The organism is Lelliottia sp. 489 (genome assembly GCF_050435885.1).
GTDB lineage: Bacteria > Pseudomonadota > Gammaproteobacteria > Enterobacterales > Enterobacteriaceae > Enterobacter > Enterobacter nimipressuralis.
In genome coordinates this window covers 23,618-42,821 of the sequence record NZ_JBNDLC010000006.1, presented here as the reverse complement: position 1 = coordinate 42,821, position 19,204 = coordinate 23,618, and the positions used below count along the sequence as shown (strand labels likewise).

Here is a 19,204-nt window from a genome sequence, read left to right as displayed (position 1 = left end):
GGAGAAATAAAGTGACAGCTCTATAATCATTGAAAATAGTTATGGGAGAATTCGAATGCCGGTACTCACCACTTCGCGTCTGACATGCTCGCCCGTTGAGGAGCAGGACTGGCCGTTTTACCTGTCGCTGCAACAAAACCCCGATGTGATGCGATTTATCGCCGAAAAGCGCCCTATTGCGGTGATCCGTGAGGCTTTTGAGCCACGCCTCCAGCCGTGGGAACCAGGCAGCGCGCACTGGATGTGCCTTATCGTGCGCGACACCGCCAGCCAAACGCCGCTGGGCGCCACCGGATATATTCACAGAGATAATGATTGCGCCGAAGTGGGATTTATTTTCGACCCACACGCACAGGGGAAAGGCTACGGATATGAGTCGCTGCGCGCCGTGTGTGATTACGCGTTTAATGAGGGGGGAATTCGCCGTCTCACCGCCACGGTGACGGTGGGCAACCTCGCCTCCCGCGCCCTGCTGGAAAAAACGGGCTTTGTGCTGGAAGGCGAGTTGCGTGAAAACTACTGGCTTGCTGAGCGCTGGCAAAACGACTGGATATTCAGTCTCTTAAAACATGAATATTCCGCTCAGCGCCGTTAACGATTTACAGGAACATCCCGCCTGAAACTTCGATGCGCTGCGCGTTCATCCAGCCCAGCTCATCGCTCAGCAACGCGGCGATAGCATCACCGATGTCATCCGGCAGCCCGACGCGTCCAAGGGCGGTGTTCGACGCCACCATCTGATTGATTTGGGCATTATCGCGCACTCGCCCGCCGCCAAAATCGGTTTCAATCGCACCCGGCGCGATAATATTGGCCGTGATTTTATGCGCGCCTAACTCTTTGGCCTGATAGCGCGTCAGCACTTCCATCGCCCCTTTCATTGCCGCATAGGTGCTGGAGCCAGGCTGCGCAAAGCGCGCCAGGCCGCTGGAGACGTTCAGGATGCGCCCGCCGTCTTTAATCAGCGGCAACAAGCGCTGGGTCAGGAAGAACGGGCCTTTGAAATGGACGTTCAGGGCGTCATCAAACTGCGCTTCGGTGGTCTCTGCAAACGGGGCATATAACCCGGTTCCGGCGTTGTTTAATAAATAATCGAAGGTATCGCGCTGCCACACATGTTTAAGCTGGGAGCGGACTTCAGCGACAAAACGTTCGAAGGTCGAGGTATCCCCGACGTTCAGCTGCAATGCCACCGCTTTCACCCCTTTTAATTCAATTTCGCGCACAACATCCTGCGCCTCTTTCTGGCTGCTCTGGTAAGTCAGGATGATTCCGGTTCCCTTCGCAGCCAGCTTCAGCGCCGCGTTTTTCCCCAGCCCACGGCTGCCACCTGTCACTAATGCAATACGTTCACTCATGAGAAACCTCGTTTCGTTTGATATGGCGATTGAGAAAGAGCTTATTAGGTGATAGAAAATCAATAAAGAGGGTCAAAAACGCTTCACTGTTTCATTAATAACAATAATGAGCGCAGCCTATGGATAAAATTCACGCAATGCAGCTTTTCATCCGCGTGGCGGAACTGGAGAGTTTTTCTCGCGCCGCGGACACACTGGGTCTTCCTAAAGGTAGCGTATCGCGCCAGATTCAGGCACTGGAGAACCTGCTCGGTACTCAGCTTTTGCACCGCACGACACGCCGCGTCAGCCTTACGCAGGACGGCATGGTCTATTACGAACGGGCAAAAGATCTGCTGGCAAACCTCGACGAACTGGACGGTCTTTTCCAGCATGATCCCACCAGCATCAGCGGACGATTGCGCGTCGATATGCCCGTTGGCGTTGCGCGAAATTTAGTCATCCCAAAACTGCCCGCTTTTTTACAGCAGTACCCCGGCATTGAGCTGGAATTAAGCAGCAGCGATCGGATGGTCGATGTCATCCGTGAAGGATTTGACTGCGTGGTACGCGTCGGCACGCTGAAGGATTCGGGCTTAATCGCCCGCTCGCTGGGTAAACTGTCGATCATTAACTGCGCCAGCCCGGACTATCTGGCGCGTTTTGGCTATCCGGAGACGCTGGACGATCTGGCTTCCCACGCGGTGATTCATTACGCGCTGAATCTGGGTACCCGCCCGCAAGGTTTCGAGTTTTATAACGGCGATGCCACTCAGTGGGTGAAGACCGGCGGCATTTTAACGGTTAACAGCACCGAGACCTACCACGCGGCTTGTCTTGCCGGACTGGGGATTATTCAAGTGCCGCGCGTCGGCGTGCGCGAGGCGCTAAAGGCCAAAAAAATGGTCGAGATCCTGCCGCAATATCGCGCCGAACCGATGCCGGTTTCGCTGATTTACCCGCATCGTCGCAATCTCTCGCGGCGGGTTCATCTGTTCATGGAATGGCTGACGACGATAATGAAAGCTTACGTTGATTAGTCGCGAGCTATAATTCAATAAATTCCCGCCAAACGAAAAAAGGAAAATGCGCGTGACGCCGGAAAACAACCCGCAACGACCCACTCAAGAACTGGAATACGAACCCATCAAAAAGATGGAATCTGAGCCGCAAAAAAGCCCCTCAGCTGCTAAAGCCACCAAAGCGCTGGAGACCGTCACCGGAACCGCGCAAAAGATTCAGCGCCGTCCGATGGTTGCGCACCTGATCCGCGCCGCAGAGCGCTTCAACGACCGCATGGGCAACCAGTTTGGTGCGGCCATTACCTACTTCTCCTTCCTGTCGATGATCCCGATTATGATGGTGTCATTTGCGGCGGCGGGTTTTGTCCTCGCCTCGCACCCGACGCTCTTGCAGGACATCTTCAACAAGATTCTGGTTAACGTGAGCGACCCGACGCTGGCCGGCACCCTGAAAAGCACCATCAACACTGCGGTGCAGCAGCGTACCACCGTGGGGATTGTCGGGCTGCTGATTGCCCTCTATTCCGGTATCAACTGGATGGGGAATCTGCGCGAGGCGATTCGCGCCCAGTCGCGCGACGTCTGGGAGCGCAAGCCGCAGGATCAGGAGAAAATCTGGATTAAGTATTTCCGCGATTTCGTGTCGCTGATTGGCCTGCTGGTTGCCCTCGTTGTGACGCTGTCGATCACCTCTGTCGCCGGTTCCGCGCAGCAGATGATCATTTCAGCGCTCTATCTGGATTACATCGACTGGCTGAAACCCGCCTGGCGGCTGATTGGTCTGGCGATCTCCATTTTTGCCAACTATCTGCTGTTCTTCTGGATCTTCTGGCGATTACCGCGCCACCGTCCGCGCAAGAAAGCGCTGATCCGTGGGACCTTTATCGCCGCGATTGGCTTTGAAGTGATTAAGATCGTGATGACTTACACCCTGCCGTCGCTGGTGAAATCCCCGTCTGGCGCGGCGTTTGGCTCGGTCCTCGGTCTTATGGCGTTCTTCTACTTCTTCGCCCGTCTGACGCTGTTCTGCGCCGCGTGGATTGCCACTGCCGAATACAAAGACGACCCGCGAATGCCGGGCAAAACTCACCGCTAAACGGCGTATCGGGCTGAATAAGAATGCAAAGTTTCAGCCCGATTCACCATTTCAGCATATAAATCCAGCCTGTAACTTTTATTTAACCAAAAACCAGTTTTATCGACTGATATTTGAATTCTGTGAAGCATTTCATGGAAGGTATTTCGTCAGCCTGAATATTATCCGCTTTTTGCTGCTTTTCTCACCGCGTCGCGCCCTTGTTACAGATTGAAATGTCGCTTTTGCTATGCGTAATATGGCCTTTCGTCAGACCAAACAATAAGAAAATTTTATGCAAGCCACAGCCACAACTCTCGATTCAGAACCGGAAAGCACGCCGGTAAACTCGCGTAATAAAGTCGTCGTTGCCTCTCTGATTGGCACCGCTATCGAATTCTTCGATTTCTATATTTACGCGACCGCCGCGGTCATCGTTTTTCCGCATATCTTCTTCCCGCAGGGTGATCCGACGGCTGCAACGCTGCAATCGCTGGCTACGTTCGCCATCGCCTTTATCGCCCGCCCGATTGGTTCGGCGGTCTTCGGACACTTTGGCGACCGCGTCGGGCGTAAAGTGACGCTGGTAGCGTCGCTGCTGACGATGGGGATTTCTACCGTAGCGATTGGCCTGCTGCCGACCTACGAAACAATCGGTATTCTGGCACCGATGCTGCTGGCGCTGGCGCGTTTTGGTCAGGGCCTGGGGCTTGGCGGTGAGTGGGGCGGCGCGGCGCTGCTGGCGACAGAAAATGCGCCACCGCGTAAACGCGCGCTGTACGGCTCTTTCCCACAATTGGGCGCGCCGATTGGCTTCTTCTTCGCGAACGGCACCTTCCTGCTGCTCTCCTGGCTGCTGACCGACGAGCAGTTCATGAGCTGGGGCTGGCGTATTCCGTTTATCTTCTCGGCAGTGCTGGTGCTGATCGGCCTGTATGTGCGCGTTTCCCTGCATGAGACGCCGGTGTTCGCCAAAGTCGCGGCGGCGAAAAAGCAGGTAAAAATCCCGCTGGGCACGCTGCTGACCAAACACCTTCGCGTGACGGTACTCGGCACCTTCATTATGCTGGCGACCTATACGCTGTTTTATATTATGACGGTCTACTCCATGACCTTCAGTACCGCAGCAGCCCCCGTGGGCCTTGGTCTGCCGCGCAATGAAGTGCTGTGGATGCTGATGATGGCGGTGATCGGTTTCGGCGTGATGGTGCCGATCGCCGGGCTGCTGGCGGATAAATTTGGCCGTCGCTCGAGCATGATCGTGATTACGTCGCTGATTATTCTCTTCGCACTGTTCGTCTTCCCACCGCTGCTGGGTTCCGGTAGTCCGGCGCTGGTGATGGCTTACTTACTGATTGGTTTGAGCCTGATGGGGCTGACCTTTGGCCCGATGGGGGCGCTGCTGCCGGAGCTTTTCCCGACCGAAGTGCGTTACACCGGCGCGTCGTTCTCCTATAACGTGTCATCGATTCTGGGTGCCTCTGTCGCGCCGTATATCGCCACCTGGCTGCAGGCGAACTATGGGCTGTTCTACGTGGGCGTATATCTGGCGGCGATGGCAGGGCTAACGCTGATTGCGCTGCTGTTGACGCACGAAACGCGGCATCAGTCGTTATAAATAAAAACGGCAACCTCGGGTTGCCGTTTTTTTCTGTTCACCCTCTCTTATTCGGGAGAGGGCTGGTTGAGAACATCACACGCCTCGTTACTTTTTCATCTGCGACAAAATCGTCCGACACTGATTGGTGTCACCTTCTGACGGCGAAATCAGTGCCAGCAGAGCCGCCGCTGGCGTGACAAGCGTTGCCAGCGCTGCCGCGACAGCGCCGCGCGCAATCAACGGCCCGGCTTTGACACCCGCCTGTGGATTTTTGAACGAACCGCGCACATAAAGCGGTGAACGCAGGGTAATAATACGGAAGCCTTTACTCTCCGGATCGATGGTTAAATCCAGCTGCTCCGAGGCCATGCTCGCCGTCCCCGTTACGTTGATCACCGCATTTTCCGTATCGAAGGCAAATATCTGCGGACGCGCCACGCCGTTGACCAGATCCAGATTGGCCGCCGCGCAGTTCACCCGCACTTCATCATCACCAAAAATCTGCCCGATGATAAAGTTACCGACGTTCAGCCCGAGGATCTCCATCAGGTTGCGGCTCACCAGGCCGTCATTCATCAGCAGTTTGAGATTCCCGTTGCTGCTGCCGAGCAGCGCCGCGATGGAGTTCCCCACCCCACGAATATCCGCATCACCGTTCATTTCACCGAGGGTTTTCTGCATCAGCTCCACGTTCGGCATCAGCTGTTTCAGCTTCAGCCTGCGCGCCTGAATATCGGCCCGCCCCTGCATCGGCTTTTTATCGCCTTCGAGGTGAATGTTGGAGGAGATGGTCCCGCCCGCCAGCCCGAATTTCAGCGGCTGCAGGCGCAGATCGGCGTTTTTAAGGATGATATGGGTCGAGAGGTCGCTTATCGGCAGCGTGCTGCCGTGCTCAATTTTGCGCCCTTTGAAGCGCACATCGGCGTCCATAACGTCCCATTTGTCGGTTTCAAAGCGGTCGTACGGCAGCACTTTGTCCGACGGCTGAATGTCTTTCTCGCCTTTCTTCTGCTCAGAGCGTTTGGATTGCTGAGCGCCTTTACCCGAATCGACGCCAATCAGCGGCCCGAGATCGGCGAGGCGCAGCTGGCGCGATTCCACGTCACCTTCCAGTTTCGGGCGCGGTTTGCCAGTGGTATAAGCGAGCGAGCCGTGAATGTCGCTGTCACCGATACGGCCATTAAAATTGCGGTAATCAAAGACCGACGATTTTTCCGTATCGATTTTGGCGACCAGCCGCCCGTCCGTCTCAAACGGTGGCGTATCCGGGAGCAGGACGCCGGTTAAGTCGTACAGCTCGCCGAGCGAATCACCGGAGAATTTGAGCTGCAAATCGACGCCGCCCATTTTCATCGGGTCATGTACCGTGCCGACAAACGCCACACGGGTGTTGCCCGAGCGGAAATCCGCCTGCACCGGGAACGGTGTTCCTTCACTGCGCAGCGCCAGTACGCCGCCAATTTTGCCGGTCCCGGTGAGAGGTTGCTCGTTGTAGCGCCCTTTCGCCTTCAGGCCAAAGACGTAATCGCCCACGCGGGTTTTCTCGTCTTTGCCTTTGGTGCCGGTGACTTCGCTGAACGGCAGCGGTTTGCCCAGCGGATCGACAAGGATCTCAATATCCGCTTTGCTGACTTTGTCATCGATGGCGATCCGACCGCGATCGAACAGAATATTATCCAGCCGGAAAGACCAGGCCGACGGCGGCGCATTGGGATCTTTCTCACCGCTGCTGGCCAGATTAAAGGTCCAGTTGTTGTTCTTCTCTGACAGGCGAATCAGCCGCGCGTCGGGCTGTTGCAGTTTGATCCACGGGAGATAGACGGTTTTCGTCAGCAGCGCTAACGGTGCCAGCGTCGCTTCCACGCGCGGCAGGTGGACCATGGTGACTTCCGGAATATCGGGCGGGTTGCCGAGAATAATATCGTTGGCATGAACGTGCGGCCAGGGCACCCAGCTGCGCCAGCCCGTTTCGTCTTTCTGACGCTCCCAGACCACACCGAGATCGCCGCGAATGGCGAAAGGCCGGTTCAGTTCAGTGGAGACTTTCTGGTTGATGGTCGGTTTGAGGCGGTTCCAGTCGAACGTCGCGATGATGATGATGGCGACCACAATCAACAACAAGAAGATCCCTGCTACCCAGGTGACGATCCTGGTGGTTTTGGACATCGTTATCCCCTTTTTTATTACCTTGCCTTTCATGAATATAGCTCAGGCATGGGAAAAAAGGGGGACGCTGCTTCCGGGAATAGCGCGTGTTCGCCACGCGCTATTCTGGGAAACAGCAGAGGTTACAACGTGATAATGACGTTATCGAGCGTATCCATTGGTACCGGACGTGAGAGGAAATACCCCTGTGCGGCCGCTGCGGGAGAGTTCTGCACATCCCGCCACTCTTCGAGCGTTTCGACGCCTTCGACAATCACGCCCTGGCAATAGCGATTCATCAGCTGCAATAGCAGCGTGAACAAATTGCGGCCTTCCTGGGTCTGGCGCAGCATGATGAACAGGTCGCGGGCCACTTTGATGTAGTCGTAGCGTACTTCGCTTAACGCAGAGAAGTTCGCCATGCCCGTGCCGAAATCATCCAGCCACAGGGGGCCAAACTCGCACATCGAGGCAAAGGAAGAGTCCTGCGGCAGGCGCACGTGCTCGACCAGCTCAAAGCGCATCCACGGCAGCGAGGCGACCAGTTTCTGCAGTTGCGGGTTCTGACGCAGCGCGATCAGCGTCGGGCCGTCGACGTTCACCGACGCCAGAATGTCGTGGCGAGCGAAAAAGTCCCGTTTCGTCCCCAGCATTTCGAGCTGCTCTTCCAGCACATCCAGACGCTGACGTACGCTCACCTCGGCGAAATAGCGATCCGGGGCGATGCGCTGCGTGGGATTCGACGGGTGGGTCACGACAGTTAAGATTTCAATTGCCATGAGTCTGCCGTCAATGCGGTAAATCGGCTGATAAGTATAAGCACGCTCACATTGCAGCCAATAGCGATGCTCCTGCAAGCTTTCAATACTTGCTTCCGGAGTGGTGCATAGCCGCTGGATAACCTGCTCTGACTTCATTTCAGATGTCCTGTTGAAAAGAGATGACGTGTCTGGACTCGTCAAAAGGTTATCGGCCCGGGATGTGAGAACTTTATGTTCAGCTGGCGGGGAAAATGAAATTAAGATGACAGAATCTGCCCGGAACGCGCGCTGGCTCAAAAAAAAATTTGGAACGACGTTTTAATATAGTTGACCATAAAATCCCCACAGCGCACACTTACATTAATTTATCGGTTCAGGTTCACGACTATGTCTAAAAAAATTGCCGTGATTGGCGAATGCATGATTGAGCTGTCACAAAAAGGTGCGGACGTTAGCCGCGGTTTTGGTGGCGATACGTTGAATACTTCGGTCTATATTGCCCGTCAGGTCGCCCCTGACGCGCTGACAGTCAACTATGTGACCGCACTCGGTACCGACAGCTTCAGCCAGCAGATGCTGGAAGCCTGGCAGAGTGAAAACGTCCAGACGTCGCTGATTCAGCGTATGGAAAACCGTCTTCCGGGGCTGTACTACATCGAGACCGACAGCACCGGCGAGCGCACGTTCTACTACTGGCGCAACGAAGCCGCAGCCAAATTCTGGCTGGAGAGCGACGAATCTGCGGCCATCTGCGAAGAGCTGGCGACCTATGATTATCTCTACCTGAGCGGAATCAGCCTTGCGATCTTAAGCCCATCCAGCCGCGAAAAACTGCTCTCCCTGCTCCACGAATGCCGCGCGAACGGCGGGAAAGTCATTTTCGATAACAACTACCGTCCGCGCCTGTGGGCGAGTCGCGAAGAGACGCAGCAGGTTTATCAGCAGATGCTGAACTGCACCGATATCGCGTTCTTAACCCTCGATGACGAAGATGCCCTGTGGGGCGAAAAGCCGGTCGACGACGTGATTGCTCGTACGCATCAGGCCGGTGTGTCGGAAGTGGTGATTAAGCGTGGCGCAGATTCCTGCCTGGTCTCTGTGGCAGGTGCTGCCGTGGTGGACGTCCCTGCGGTGAAACTGGCGAAAGAAAAAGTGGTGGATACCACGGCGGCGGGCGATTCGTTCAGCGCCGGATATCTGGCCGTGCGCCTGACGGGTGGTACCCCTTCGGAAGCCGCAAAACGCGGACATCTGACGGCCAGTACAGTGATTCAGTATCGCGGGGCGATTATCCCGCGCGAGGCGATGCCTGACTGAGTTCGTGCACGACACCCGGCTGACAAACAAAAAAAACGGCAACCCTGGGTTGCCGTTTTATTATCTTTTCGCCATTACTGCGCTTGCGGAATATCCGTCGCATCCTGATGCAAATCATCGGCCGCAGGCTGAGCCGTACGCTCTTCGTGCGACATGATCTCATCCCAGGTGGCCTGTAGCTCTTTCATGTTGTATTCCGGCTCGCCTTTCGGCTGCAGCAGAACAAGCGCCATATCTTGCGACAACTGCTGACGCAGATCCTGATTAATCATCTCAACGGTCAGGCTGTTCAGGAAGTCCTGGCGCAGTTTCTGATACTGCTCCGGCGCGATATCCACCACCTGATTTTGCAGGGAGCGAATGCGCTGGCTGATCAGGATATCCGTGTCAGTGCGGGCGTAGGTTGCAAACAGTTTTTGCAGCTCCAGATTCTTCTGCGCCACCAGCGCGTTGAACTCTTCTTCGCCCAGGCCATCTTTACGCACTTTGGCCAGCTCTTTGGCGACAACGCTGAGATTCGTGTTCAGTTTGTCGTTTGGCGACTCCACGTTGATCGCACACTGTCCGCGCTGGAACAGCACGCGGCAGTCGAAGCCAATCCCGATATCCTTCGCATTGTTTTTGCTCAGGGTCTGCTGAACATGCCAGAACAGCGCTTCACGGGCGAGATCGGCACGCCAGTAGCGCAGCAGCGCGGCGGATTCACGAATCGGCTGCCATGGTGTGTCCCACATCAGCGACAGACGGTCCTGACGCACGGAGTCGGTCATGATGCTCACCGGCTCGGCACGCAGCGGGGCCAGCGTTGAAACCGGCGCAGGCACTTCGCGCTTACCCTTCAGATCGCCAAAGGTTTTGCCAATCTGTTCGATCACCGCGCGGCTGTCGACGTTGCCGACCACAATCAGGGTCATCGCATCCGGGGTGTACCATTTTTGATAAAACGATTTAACCTGCTCGATATCCACCGGCTGTTTGACCGGCTCTGCCGGATCGTGTCCCAGCAGCGATGAGCCTTTCAGGCGGTAACGCCACCAGCCGTCTTTGGTATCCGCAGGCCAGGTCGCCACCATGTCGCTGTTGCTCAGGGCATAGTTGACCGTATCGGGGGTGATCGCCACTTTACCGGCGGTATCGCCCAGCCACGTCAGGGCCTCTTTCAGAAGGTCGTTACGGTTGTTGGGCAGGCTGAGATTAAACATGGTGTAGTCGTAGGAGACAACTGCAGGTGGAAGGGGACGTTTCGGGTCGATGCCCTGCTGCCACAGTGAACGCACCTGCACGGCTTGCAAACTGCCGCTTTGGGTCAGCGCCAGTCGAGGAATAAAATGGCTAAGCCCGCTCTGCTGCGTGCTCTCGGTTAATGAACCGGTATTGACGGAAAGACGAATTTCGATGCGGTCACTGGGACGTTGCGGAGTGGCTAAAACCTGCCACTGAAAACCATTCGCCAGTGTGCCCTGCTGCCAGGCTGGGTCGGGCTGGAGCGTATCTGCCTGCACATAACTGGCTGCTGCCATCATCAGCAAACCGCCGGTTAAGAGTCGAATTTTTGTGCCCTGCATGTAAACCCCTGATCAACATTCCTGGTTAAAAAGAGTGTCTCACTACATTGAGCACTCTGAAGATAACGTTCAAACACTTCGATTAGACCGCGTGTTCTGCGAAACGTCACGGCGAGAAGTGAAATATACCCGAAAAAAATCTTGTCGAAGTATGACAGGTATGAGCAGTTATTATGCGCAGGAGCCCGCTCCCCGACAAGGGTGAGCGGGCATAAGTGCTGAATTTATGAGGATAAACCGTGGGATTTGCTCTCTGGCACGCGATTATTCAGCGTATCGTCGAGTTTTTTATGGTCCAGCTCTTTCACCCATTTCGCCACCACCACCGTGGCAACACCGTTACCCACCAGGTTAGTCAGGGCGCGGGCTTCGGACATAAAGCGGTCGATGCCGAGAATGAGCGCCAGGCCCGCCACCGGAAGATGCCCTACCGCCGAGATGGTCGCCGCCAGCACGATAAACCCGCTGCCCGTCACGCCCGCCGCCCCTTTCGAGGAGAGCAGTAGCACCACCAGCAAGGTGATCTGATGGAAGATATCCATGTGGCTGTTGGTCGCCTGGGCGATAAACACCGCCGCCATAGTCAGGTATATCGACGTTCCGTCGAGGTTAAACGAGTACCCCGTCGGAATGACCAGCCCCACCACCGATTTACGGCAGCCCAGTTTTTCCATTTTATCGAGCATACGCGGCAGTGCGGATTCGGAGGACGATGTCCCCAGCACAATCAGCAGCTCTTCGCGGATGTAGCGGATAAATTTGAAAATACTGAAGCCCGTCGCGCGCGCAATACTGCCCAGCACCACGACCACAAACAGAATACAGGTGATATAGAAGCAGATGATCAACTGGCCGAGCTGCACCAGGGTGCCGACGCCATATTTACCGATGGTAAAGGCCATCGCCCCGAACGCCCCGATGGGTGCCAGGCGCATGATCATATTGATGATGCCGAAAATCACCTGCGAGAAGCTTTCGATTACGTTGAAAATCAGCTGCCCTTTGCTGCCCAGGCGATGCAGGGCAAAACCAAACAGCACGGCGAACAGCAGCACCTGCAGGATATTCCCGCTGGCGAAGGCGCCAATCACGCTGCCGGGAATGACATCCAGCAGGAAGGCGACGATGCCCTGGTCTTTGGCCTGCTCGGCGTAAACGGCGACCGCTTTCGCATCCAGCGTCGAAGGATCGACGTTCATCCCCGCGCCCGGCTGCACGACGTTGACAATAATCAGGCCGATAATCAGCGCAATCGTACTGACCACTTCAAAGTACAGCAGCGCCACCGCACCGGTCCGGCCTACCGCCTTCATGCTTTCCATGCCAGCGATACCGGTCACCACGGTACAGAAGATAACGGGCGCGATGATCATTTTAATGAGCTTAACGAACGCGTCGCCAAGCGGTTTCATTTGAGCGCCCAGTTCAGGGTAGAAATGGCCAAGCAGAATACCGATGGCAATCGCTGTCAGGACCTGAAAGTAAAGGCTTTTAAAGAGAGAGGTTTTCATAGGGTGTCCTTGGAAAGAAAAACCACAGGATTCTTATGGGTACAACTTTCCTGCGGCTTTAAAATAACACCCGTAAAACATGACAGAAATGAACTTAGATCAAATATGAAACATGAATGTTAAAAACTGTGTGCTGACTCGAACAAGCCAGCAACAAAGTTAGACATTTACGTAAGAATTGTCGCCCGTAAAGTAGCGTTTTTCGAACTCTTCCGCCGGAACGGCTCGGGCAAACAGGAAACCTTGTCCACTTTCGACACCCGCCTGCGCCAGCCAGTCGCGCTGGGCTTCGGTTTCGACCCCTTCGGCAATGACGTGCAGATTCAGGCTGCGCGCCATCTGGATAATGGCTTCCACCATGCTGCTGTCGTCCGGCAGGCCGTCAACGAAGGTTTTATCGATCTTCAGGACATCGACCGGCAGCGTTTTCATGTGCTGGAGCTGACGCAGACCGGCGTAGCCCATGCCGAAATCATCCAGCGCAATGCGGATACCGGCGTTGCGCAGCGGTTTCAGAATCGCCACCGCTTCGTTCGGATCGTCGATGCGACGGCTCTCCGTCACCTCCAGAATCAGGGTGTCCGGCTTGATGCGGTAGCGGTTGATCAGCTCCAGCATCTCCGAAACCATCGTCGGATGCATCAGCTGTAGCGCCGACAGATTCACCGACAGCGGCATATTGATACCGCGCTCCTGCCAGGCCGAAAGCTGGCGGCATGACTCTTCCAGCACCCAGTAGCCGACCGTCACCATCAGGCCACAGGATTCGATGCGCTCAATAAGCCCCTCTGGCAGCTCCCATGAGCCATCTGGCTGCATGACGCGCAGCAACGCTTCCGCGCTGGTGACGTCGCCCGTGGCCAGATTCACCTGCGGCTGGAGCCAGATCGCAAAGTGGTGATTATCGAGCGCCGTGAGGATATCGCTCTCTTCCGTCAGGCGCTGCTGCGCCTTTTCCATCTGCTCTGGCTCGAAGAACTGGATCTGATTTTTGCCTTTACGACGGGCGGTAAAGGCCGCCGAGAAGGCGCGGCGATAGAGTTGTTCCGCCGTCAGATCGCCATAATACATCGCCAGGCCAATGCTGGCGCTTGGGCGCAGCTGGATACCCTGGATGGGCAGCCGCTCATTAATGACAGTGAGCACTTGCTGACCTAATGTGATGGCGTGCCACGGCTCTTTCACACCGTGGGCCAGAATCACAAAGTCGTAGCCGCTGACCTGCGTCAGTACCATGCGAGGCGCCAGCACCGATTTGATCTTCTCCACCAGCGTTAAGAGAAGCATTTCACGCTGGCTCTCTTTCAGCACGCCCGCCGTGTCCTGCAGGGTTTCACAGGCCACTGCCATCAGCGCGGTGGTCTGCTGGCGCGCAACGGTCTGCTCCAGCAGGGCCATCAGGAACGCCTTATTCGGCAAATCCGAGACCGGGAAGCGGGTCGCGTTACTGTTGATTTCATCATGCTGGCGCATCAGGCGCTGCTGATTGATGTTATAGCTCCGCACCAGCATGCCGATTTCATCGTCGTGGTGCAGGCGCGGCAGGGCCAGCTGGTGCCCGACCTGGTCCTGCGGGGCGAGATTGTCTAGCTCACGGGCAATTTTACGCAGCGGATGGACGATCAGCCGGTTGATGCACCAGGTGAGCGCCACGGTCAGGATCAGCGTCAAAAGTAAGTAAGTGGTCACTAACGTGGAGGTCCAGCTCATGACAAACTTATGCATGCGATAGGCATCTGCCTGCAACACCAGATAGGCCAACGGCTGCGGGTTCGCAGGGCGTTCGAGAGAATAGAGCGGGAGCGAAATCTGCACCGGCAGCTCAAACATCCGCATGATCATCATCGGCACCGGACGTTCGGGAATAAAGCTCATCCGCAACGCCTGGAATTGATTGGGTAATACCACATCCGCGCGGCTGACGATCCCCGCAGGCTGAATGCGCTTGATGATGGTTTCTGCTTCGGGGATATCCCCTTTGAGAATGGCGGCGGAAAGCGGTTCACGAACCGAGCGGGCAATACTTTCCAGTTGCGAAGCCGTGTTGTAGCGATTCTGCTGTACGGAATGAAACAGCAAAATGACGCAAAAGATGAATACAAACACCATAGTGACGGCTGAGACCATCGCCATTTGTTTGATAGTTAAAGAACGGCTGACACGCAAATTGACTCTCCACAAAACCCGAAGCATAGGGTAACAAAGTGTTACCCTATTCCCGGCAGAGTATACCCGATCGCGACGATTTTAAGAGAGCCTAAGAGGTGGATTAAAGATAAATCCGGTTACCAGTCCGCGTAAGGGATCAGCGGTTGCGGAGGCAGGTCCATATCGCCCTGCCAGCCCTCAGCCGAGTAGCGTACGTAAATTAACGCATGACTCGGGGTGTAATCTTTCGCCTCCTGAATATCAACGCCCAGACCGACAAACCAGTTTGAGGTCACGCGACGTTCGATAATCGCCCGCGCGGTATAACCGGTACCGGACGAGCTGCTGCCATTTTCCGGCTCTTTTTTGTCGGAATACATCAGGTTGTCATCGATATCGTAGTGATTATCTGGAATCAGCCCCTGAATCGGGTAACGCATCCCGTCTTTGGTTTTGGAATGCGACCAGGAGACCGACCCGCCCAGCTCCCATGACCAGTTTTCGGTGCGTTTACGCCAGGTAACCGGCAGCGCGAAGGAGACATACTCCTGCGGGCTGTAGTAGCCGCCCTGTCCCAGAGAATAGGCACTCAAATCTTTGTCGTAATGCCAGAGCATATTCGACACGCCCACCGTCAGACGCTCGTTGTTGTCGTTGATAAGCTTATAGTAATAGCCGGTCATCCAGCGAATACGCCAGTTATCCTCGACGTTTTTGCCCTGCAAAGCGTCCATATTCAGGCTTGACCAGACGCCGTTCGCTTCGCCTTTGTCGTAACTGACGCTGACGCCACCGCCGGTTGCGCGCACGCCGCCCCAGGTGGTTCCCGTGTTCGGGTCTTTTTGTCCGGCGAAGGCCAGCAGTGAGCTGGAGATCGGGCGACGATGGGCATTCAGGGTGTAACCGATCGGGCCGAGATCGTTGCTGTAGCTCAGGCCGCCGACCACATCGACGACGTCAAAGCCCATCGGCGTGGTGCCGATGTCCATCTCCCAGGTTTTGTTCTGCCAGCCAACGGCCACGCTGGCGCCGTTTTGTTTCTGGCTGGTGTTGCCGCTACACGGCGTCTCGTAACAGGTACCCCATTTCGGGTCGTAGGTGCCACCGTTGGTATCGAAGGAACCCGCGTCCATGTTCACCATGTCGCTTCGGAAGAACATCCGTCCGTCCGACAACGGCGCATCCACGTGCAGCATGGTGGTGTGCGCTTTCAGGTCGGAATACCCGCCCGTACCGCTGGAACCCCAGTAGTCATGCTGCAGCGTGACGTTCACATCCTGCTGCTTATAGAGATCCGCCGCATCGCTGCGCACGCCGCGTTTCAGCCAGTCGTCTTTTTCGTCATTGCGCGTCAGACGGGTGAAGCTGTCGTTATCTTCAGGGCGCGACGGGGTGACGCCGGAGGCCACCATTGCATCTTTGTAGGTTTCCAGCGCCTGCTGCGGCTGGCCGCTTTGAGCCTGGAAGTTAGCCGCATCGCGCAGCACCAGCGCGCTTTCCATCGACGGCGGCTGCGATTTGGCCTGCGGAAGGATTTTGCTGTAGGTCTGCTGTGCGGCAGTCGTATCACCGAGATCGGCCTGCACCCGCGCGATGCGACGCTGCGTGTTGATCGACGGCGCCTCACCGTTCTGCCCGGCGGGCAGTTTGGCAAGCTCAGCGCGGGCAGCGTCTTTATTGCCTTGCGCGATATAGACTTCCGTCAGGCCGAGCAGGGCGTCAACATTTTGCGGTTCGCGCTGCAGGACAGTGTTGTAGGCCGCAATGGCCGACGTGTTATCCCCGCGCTGCTGCGCCCAGTCGGCCAGCGTTAAATCGATACGTGAGGAGGCAGGCTGCTGGCGCAGTAACGTTTCGGCATCCCGCTCCTGGCCGCTTTCACGCAGGCGATTGGCGGTTTCCAGCACCTGATCGCTTTGCAGGCGGTTAGCCAGTTCCTCAATGTTGCCGTTCCACTGCGCGCGCGGCAGAGTGTTCAGGTGCGCAAGGGCCGCGCGATCCTGATTGTTACCCGAAAGATATAAGCCGTAGGCATACACCTGCTCCGGATCGGCCGGTTTTAGGCTGGCCAGCTGGCGCATAAGCGTATCCGCCTGGCTGTGCTGTCCGGCACTGTAGAGATCGCGCGACAGGCGATAGGTAATCCACACATCGCCCGGCGAGAGCGCCAGACGGCGGCGCTGAATTTCCGCTGCCTGTGCAAATTTGCCCTCATTTTCCAGCTGTTCTGCCTGCTGAGATAATCTGTCGTTGGTGAGGCTGCGTTCGATATCGTCGATACTGCGACGCTGGCTGGCAGAGAGCGAACGGATAAACTGGTCGGCTTTTTCCGGCGATTCCGCACGGTAGATATTCGCCAGCCCGCGCACCGCGTTGCTGTTGCCGCTGTCCATCCGCAGGGCCTGGCGGTAGAAACGCTCGGCGGCGGCGTTGTCTTTGCGCGCGACGGCGGCATCACCCAGCCCGAGCACCGCGTAACTGTCGGTGTTATCGACAGTGCGCGCCTGCTGGTAGTAACGTTCTGCCTGCGCGACATTGTTGGCTTTCAGCGCGGCATCGCCCTGCTGGATCAGCAGCCAGTAACGGTTCACTTTCAGCAGGCTGTCCCATTTCCCACGGTTATCACTCTGTGGATCGAGGGCAATGGCTTTTTCAAACTGTGCAACGGCGCGGGCACGATCGCCGCGCTGGGAGTAGGCCTGGCCCAGCGCGCCTACGGCTTCGCTGTCGGTGTGATTGGCATTTACCGCCTGCTGCAGGTCTGATACTGCTTTATTGCCCTGTCCTGCCTCCACGGCGGCCAGCCCTTCGGCTTTGGCGCGGAACGCCGGATCGGCCAGCTGTTTTTGCTGGGCTTCCAGCTGCGAGCGGGCGGCAGTAACGTTATCGCCCGCGCTGAACACCTGCAGATAATCCTGGAGCGCTTTTACGCTGCCGGCGCTGACCGGCAGGTCTTTGATCTGCTGATACCAGATATCAGAGGCCGCATCGCGCCCGGCGTTCGATCTCGCCATCTGCCTGAGGACGGCAAAGCCCTCATCGCGGCGTCCGTTTTTAAATAACAGCTGGGATAACGAGTTCTGCAGCTCGGTGTTGCCAGGGCTGCTGAGGTTAATTTTTTTAAGCTGATTAATAGCCTCGTTGCTGCGGGCGGGATTTTTAGCCACCACGGTCCAGTATTCCGCCGCCAGAACGTCGTTCGGCGGATCGCCAGCGAAGATTTTATCGTAGGCGGCAATCGCTTCCTGGGTATGGCCCGTTGTGGCCAGCAGGCGCGCCTGCTGCAGATCCTGACGCCCTTCTGGGGTCGAGAGCAGCATCGCGTTGCGCGACGATTTATAGGCGCTGGAGCTGGGCGCAAGTCCTTTGAGACGGTCTAACTCTTTTTGCGCCCCGGCGTTATCACCCTGACGCAGCAAATAGCGGAAACGCGCGGCGACCACATCCGGATTGTTGGGGTCGATCAGTTCAAGACGATACAACGACTGGCGAACCAAATCCTCGCGGTTGGTCGATTCGCCCAGGCGCACCTGTTCCAGCAGTTGTTGCTGCTGCGGAGAATTGGCGGCCTGCGCCAGCGGCATCAGCGTCAATCCAAGGGATAAACTGAGTAAACTTAATGAGAACTTGCGCATTCCTGGCCCCAGTCAGGGTGTAATTCACCCTTTGCGGTGAAACGAAAACGGTGCTGATCCCATCCTTGTCCAAACAGGGTCAGTACGTAGCTGTAATAGGCGTCGTTACCGGGAAAATGGTCGGCGACACGCTGACGTTGTACCGCTTGTGCATCGCGGTTTTGTAAAAACGGCAGCAGTGAGGCGGAGAAACCAACCGGGCCATTACCCGTGGTTTTACCGCTGGCGACATCGACTTTCTCAGGGGGAACGCCTTTTTTTGTTGTTAGCGTCGCCATGGGTTTAAAACGCGCCAGCAGCCGTGCTTTCTGCGGGTCCCGGTCGTGCAACATGCCCGCCCAGAGATAGACGCGGATCGCATCGTAACTGCCGATAAACGTTTTTTCTGGCTTCAGTTGCCAGCCCTTATTTTTTTGATATTGCACCCAGTCCGGTGAGAACCCTTTTGGCGCGGTTTCCAGCAGCAGGCGCAAATTGGTTTCACGAAGCGTAGTCCAGGGTGCGCCAAAGCGGGTGAAATAGTTCGCCAGCTGCGGCGGGAGATAGCTTGGGTTGAAGCGCCAGGATTTCTCTTCGGCAAAGCCGACTTTGCCAGGCAGCAGCATCAGCCCCAGGCCCGGTACTTTAACCACCTCTTCACTGGCGATGCGCTTGAGCAGCGCTTTCCCGGTGGCGGTGTACTCTGGCGCTTTCCACAGACGCCCCGCCTCCAGCAGCGACCAGGCAATCCAGATATCGGCATCCGACGCTGAATTGCTGTCGATCACCGCCCAGGTGTCTTTCTCTTTCATTCCCCACAGCCAGGCGGGGAGATGCTGGCTCAAATCGCCCTGCGCGAGGTTGTCGCGCGTCCAGCCGAGCAGGCGATCAAAGGTCTGGCGATCGTTCGCCGCGAGGGCAAAAAACAGCGCGTAGCTTTGCCCTTCCGACGTACTGATTTTGCGCGCGTCACTGGGATCAATGACGCGCCCGCCTTCGCTGATATAGTCCTTTTTAAACTGCTCCCATGCAGGCCAGGTGCAGGCGGCGCGAACGTTCGACGCCGCCATTACCACCATAGCCATTACGCACCAGCGAAACCCTTTCAT

At 56.5% G+C, this 19,204-nt stretch carries 13 protein-coding genes; 5 read left to right on the top strand and 8 right to left on the bottom strand.

The genetic code is table 11. From position 1 onward, the window contains the following. The first annotated feature begins 55 nt into the window (after positions 1–55). Positions 56–595, top strand: coding sequence for a GNAT family N-acetyltransferase (locus ABIE11_RS17275; RefSeq protein WP_181826989.1), 540 nt, complete (start codon positions 56–58; stop codon positions 593–595). 4 nt (positions 596–599) lie between these two features. Here ABIE11_RS17275 and ABIE11_RS17270 read toward each other — a convergent pair whose 3' ends face one another. Next, positions 600–1,358, bottom strand: coding sequence for an SDR family NAD(P)-dependent oxidoreductase (locus ABIE11_RS17270; RefSeq protein WP_429184962.1), 759 nt, complete (start codon positions 1,356–1,358; stop codon positions 600–602). Positions 1,359–1,477: 119 nt separating this feature from the next. Here ABIE11_RS17270 and ABIE11_RS17265 point away from each other — a divergent pair, with 119 nt between their 5' ends. The 3 genes from ABIE11_RS17265 to ABIE11_RS17255 all read left to right on the top strand — a co-directional run bounded on the left by ABIE11_RS17265 (position 1,478) and on the right by ABIE11_RS17255 (position 5,052). Next, the gene (locus ABIE11_RS17265) at positions 1,478–2,377 is read left to right on the top strand and encodes a LysR family transcriptional regulator (RefSeq protein WP_100778502.1); all 900 of its coding nucleotides are present in this window, start codon (positions 1,478–1,480) and stop codon (positions 2,375–2,377) included. 52 nt (positions 2,378–2,429) lie between these two features. Next, positions 2,430–3,455, top strand: a complete 1,026-nt coding sequence (gene yhjD, locus ABIE11_RS17260) for an inner membrane protein YhjD (protein WP_107704219.1) — start codon at positions 2,430–2,432, stop codon at positions 3,453–3,455. 274 nt (positions 3,456–3,729) lie between these two features. After that, positions 3,730–5,052, top strand: a complete 1,323-nt coding sequence (locus tag ABIE11_RS17255; RefSeq protein WP_100778501.1) for an MFS transporter — start codon at positions 3,730–3,732, stop codon at positions 5,050–5,052. Positions 5,053–5,139: 87 nt separating this feature from the next. Here the strand turns inward: ABIE11_RS17255 and ABIE11_RS17250 are convergent, their stop codons facing one another. Together ABIE11_RS17250 and pdeH are read right to left on the bottom strand one after the other, a co-directional pair. Beyond that, positions 5,140–7,200, bottom strand: a complete 2,061-nt coding sequence (locus ABIE11_RS17250; protein WP_123429832.1) for an AsmA family protein — start codon at positions 7,198–7,200, stop codon at positions 5,140–5,142. 122 nt (positions 7,201–7,322) lie between these two features. Beyond that, positions 7,323–8,096, bottom strand: coding sequence for a cyclic-guanylate-specific phosphodiesterase (gene pdeH / locus ABIE11_RS17245; RefSeq protein ID WP_100778499.1), 774 nt, complete (start codon positions 8,094–8,096; stop codon positions 7,323–7,325). Between the two features lie 231 nt (positions 8,097–8,327). Between pdeH and ABIE11_RS17240 the strand changes: the two genes are divergently transcribed. Further along, positions 8,328–9,257, top strand: a complete 930-nt coding sequence (locus ABIE11_RS17240) for a sugar kinase (RefSeq protein WP_123429833.1) — start codon at positions 8,328–8,330, stop codon at positions 9,255–9,257. A gap of 74 nt (positions 9,258–9,331) precedes the next feature. On the opposite strand, the gene ABIE11_RS17235 is transcribed toward ABIE11_RS17240, so the two are convergent. From ABIE11_RS17235 to bcsZ, 5 genes are all read right to left on the bottom strand, one after another. Next, entirely contained in the window at positions 9,332–10,822 is a 1,491-nt protein-coding gene (locus tag ABIE11_RS17235; RefSeq protein ID WP_100778497.1) for a M16 family metallopeptidase, read from the bottom strand. A 224-nt stretch (positions 10,823–11,046) separates the two neighbouring features. Then, complete coding sequence (gene dctA / locus ABIE11_RS17230; RefSeq protein WP_100778496.1) at positions 11,047–12,333, bottom strand: C4-dicarboxylate transporter DctC; 1,287 nt, start codon at positions 12,331–12,333, stop codon at positions 11,047–11,049. Between the two features lie 159 nt (positions 12,334–12,492). Next, positions 12,493–14,499: a biofilm formation regulator HmsP gene (gene hmsP / locus ABIE11_RS17225; protein ID WP_429184961.1), complete on the bottom strand. Its 2,007-nt coding sequence runs from the start codon at positions 14,497–14,499 to the stop codon at positions 12,493–12,495. Positions 14,500–14,618: 119 nt separating this feature from the next. Continuing rightward, on the bottom strand, positions 14,619–18,116 hold the full coding sequence (gene bcsC / locus ABIE11_RS17220) for a cellulose synthase complex outer membrane protein BcsC (protein WP_429184960.1): 3,498 nt from the start codon (positions 18,114–18,116) through the stop codon (positions 14,619–14,621). Beyond that, entirely contained in the window at positions 18,098–19,204 is a 1,107-nt protein-coding gene (gene bcsZ / locus ABIE11_RS17215) for a cellulose synthase complex periplasmic endoglucanase BcsZ (RefSeq protein WP_429185044.1), read from the bottom strand. Before bcsZ ends, bcsC begins: the two co-directional genes overlap by 19 nt.

Bases quoted from the DNA above. Each gene is read 5' to 3' on its own strand.
- bcsZ (WP_429185044.1), bottom strand. From the start codon at position 19,204: ATGAAAGGGTTTCGCTGGTGCGTAATGGCTATGGTGGTAATGGCGGCG.
- dctA (WP_100778496.1), bottom strand. From the start codon at position 12,333: ATGAAAACCTCTCTCTTTAAAAGCCTTTACTTTCAGGTCCTGACAGCG.
- pdeH (WP_100778499.1), bottom strand. From the start codon at position 8,096: ATGAAGTCAGAGCAGGTTATCCAGCGGCTATGCACCACTCCGGAAGCA.
- ABIE11_RS17255 (WP_100778501.1), top strand. From the start codon at position 3,730: ATGCAAGCCACAGCCACAACTCTCGATTCAGAACCGGAAAGCACGCCG.
- bcsC (WP_429184960.1), bottom strand. From the start codon at position 18,116: ATGCGCAAGTTCTCATTAAGTTTACTCAGTTTATCCCTTGGATTGACG.
- ABIE11_RS17250 (WP_123429832.1), bottom strand. From the start codon at position 7,200: ATGTCCAAAACCACCAGGATCGTCACCTGGGTAGCAGGGATCTTCTTG.
- ABIE11_RS17265 (WP_100778502.1), top strand. From the start codon at position 1,478: ATGGATAAAATTCACGCAATGCAGCTTTTCATCCGCGTGGCGGAACTG.
- ABIE11_RS17240 (WP_123429833.1), top strand. From the start codon at position 8,328: ATGTCTAAAAAAATTGCCGTGATTGGCGAATGCATGATTGAGCTGTCA.
- ABIE11_RS17235 (WP_100778497.1), bottom strand. From the start codon at position 10,822: ATGCAGGGCACAAAAATTCGACTCTTAACCGGCGGTTTGCTGATGATG.
- ABIE11_RS17270 (WP_429184962.1), bottom strand. From the start codon at position 1,358: ATGAGTGAACGTATTGCATTAGTGACAGGTGGCAGCCGTGGGCTGGGG.
- ABIE11_RS17275 (WP_181826989.1), top strand. From the start codon at position 56: ATGCCGGTACTCACCACTTCGCGTCTGACATGCTCGCCCGTTGAGGAG.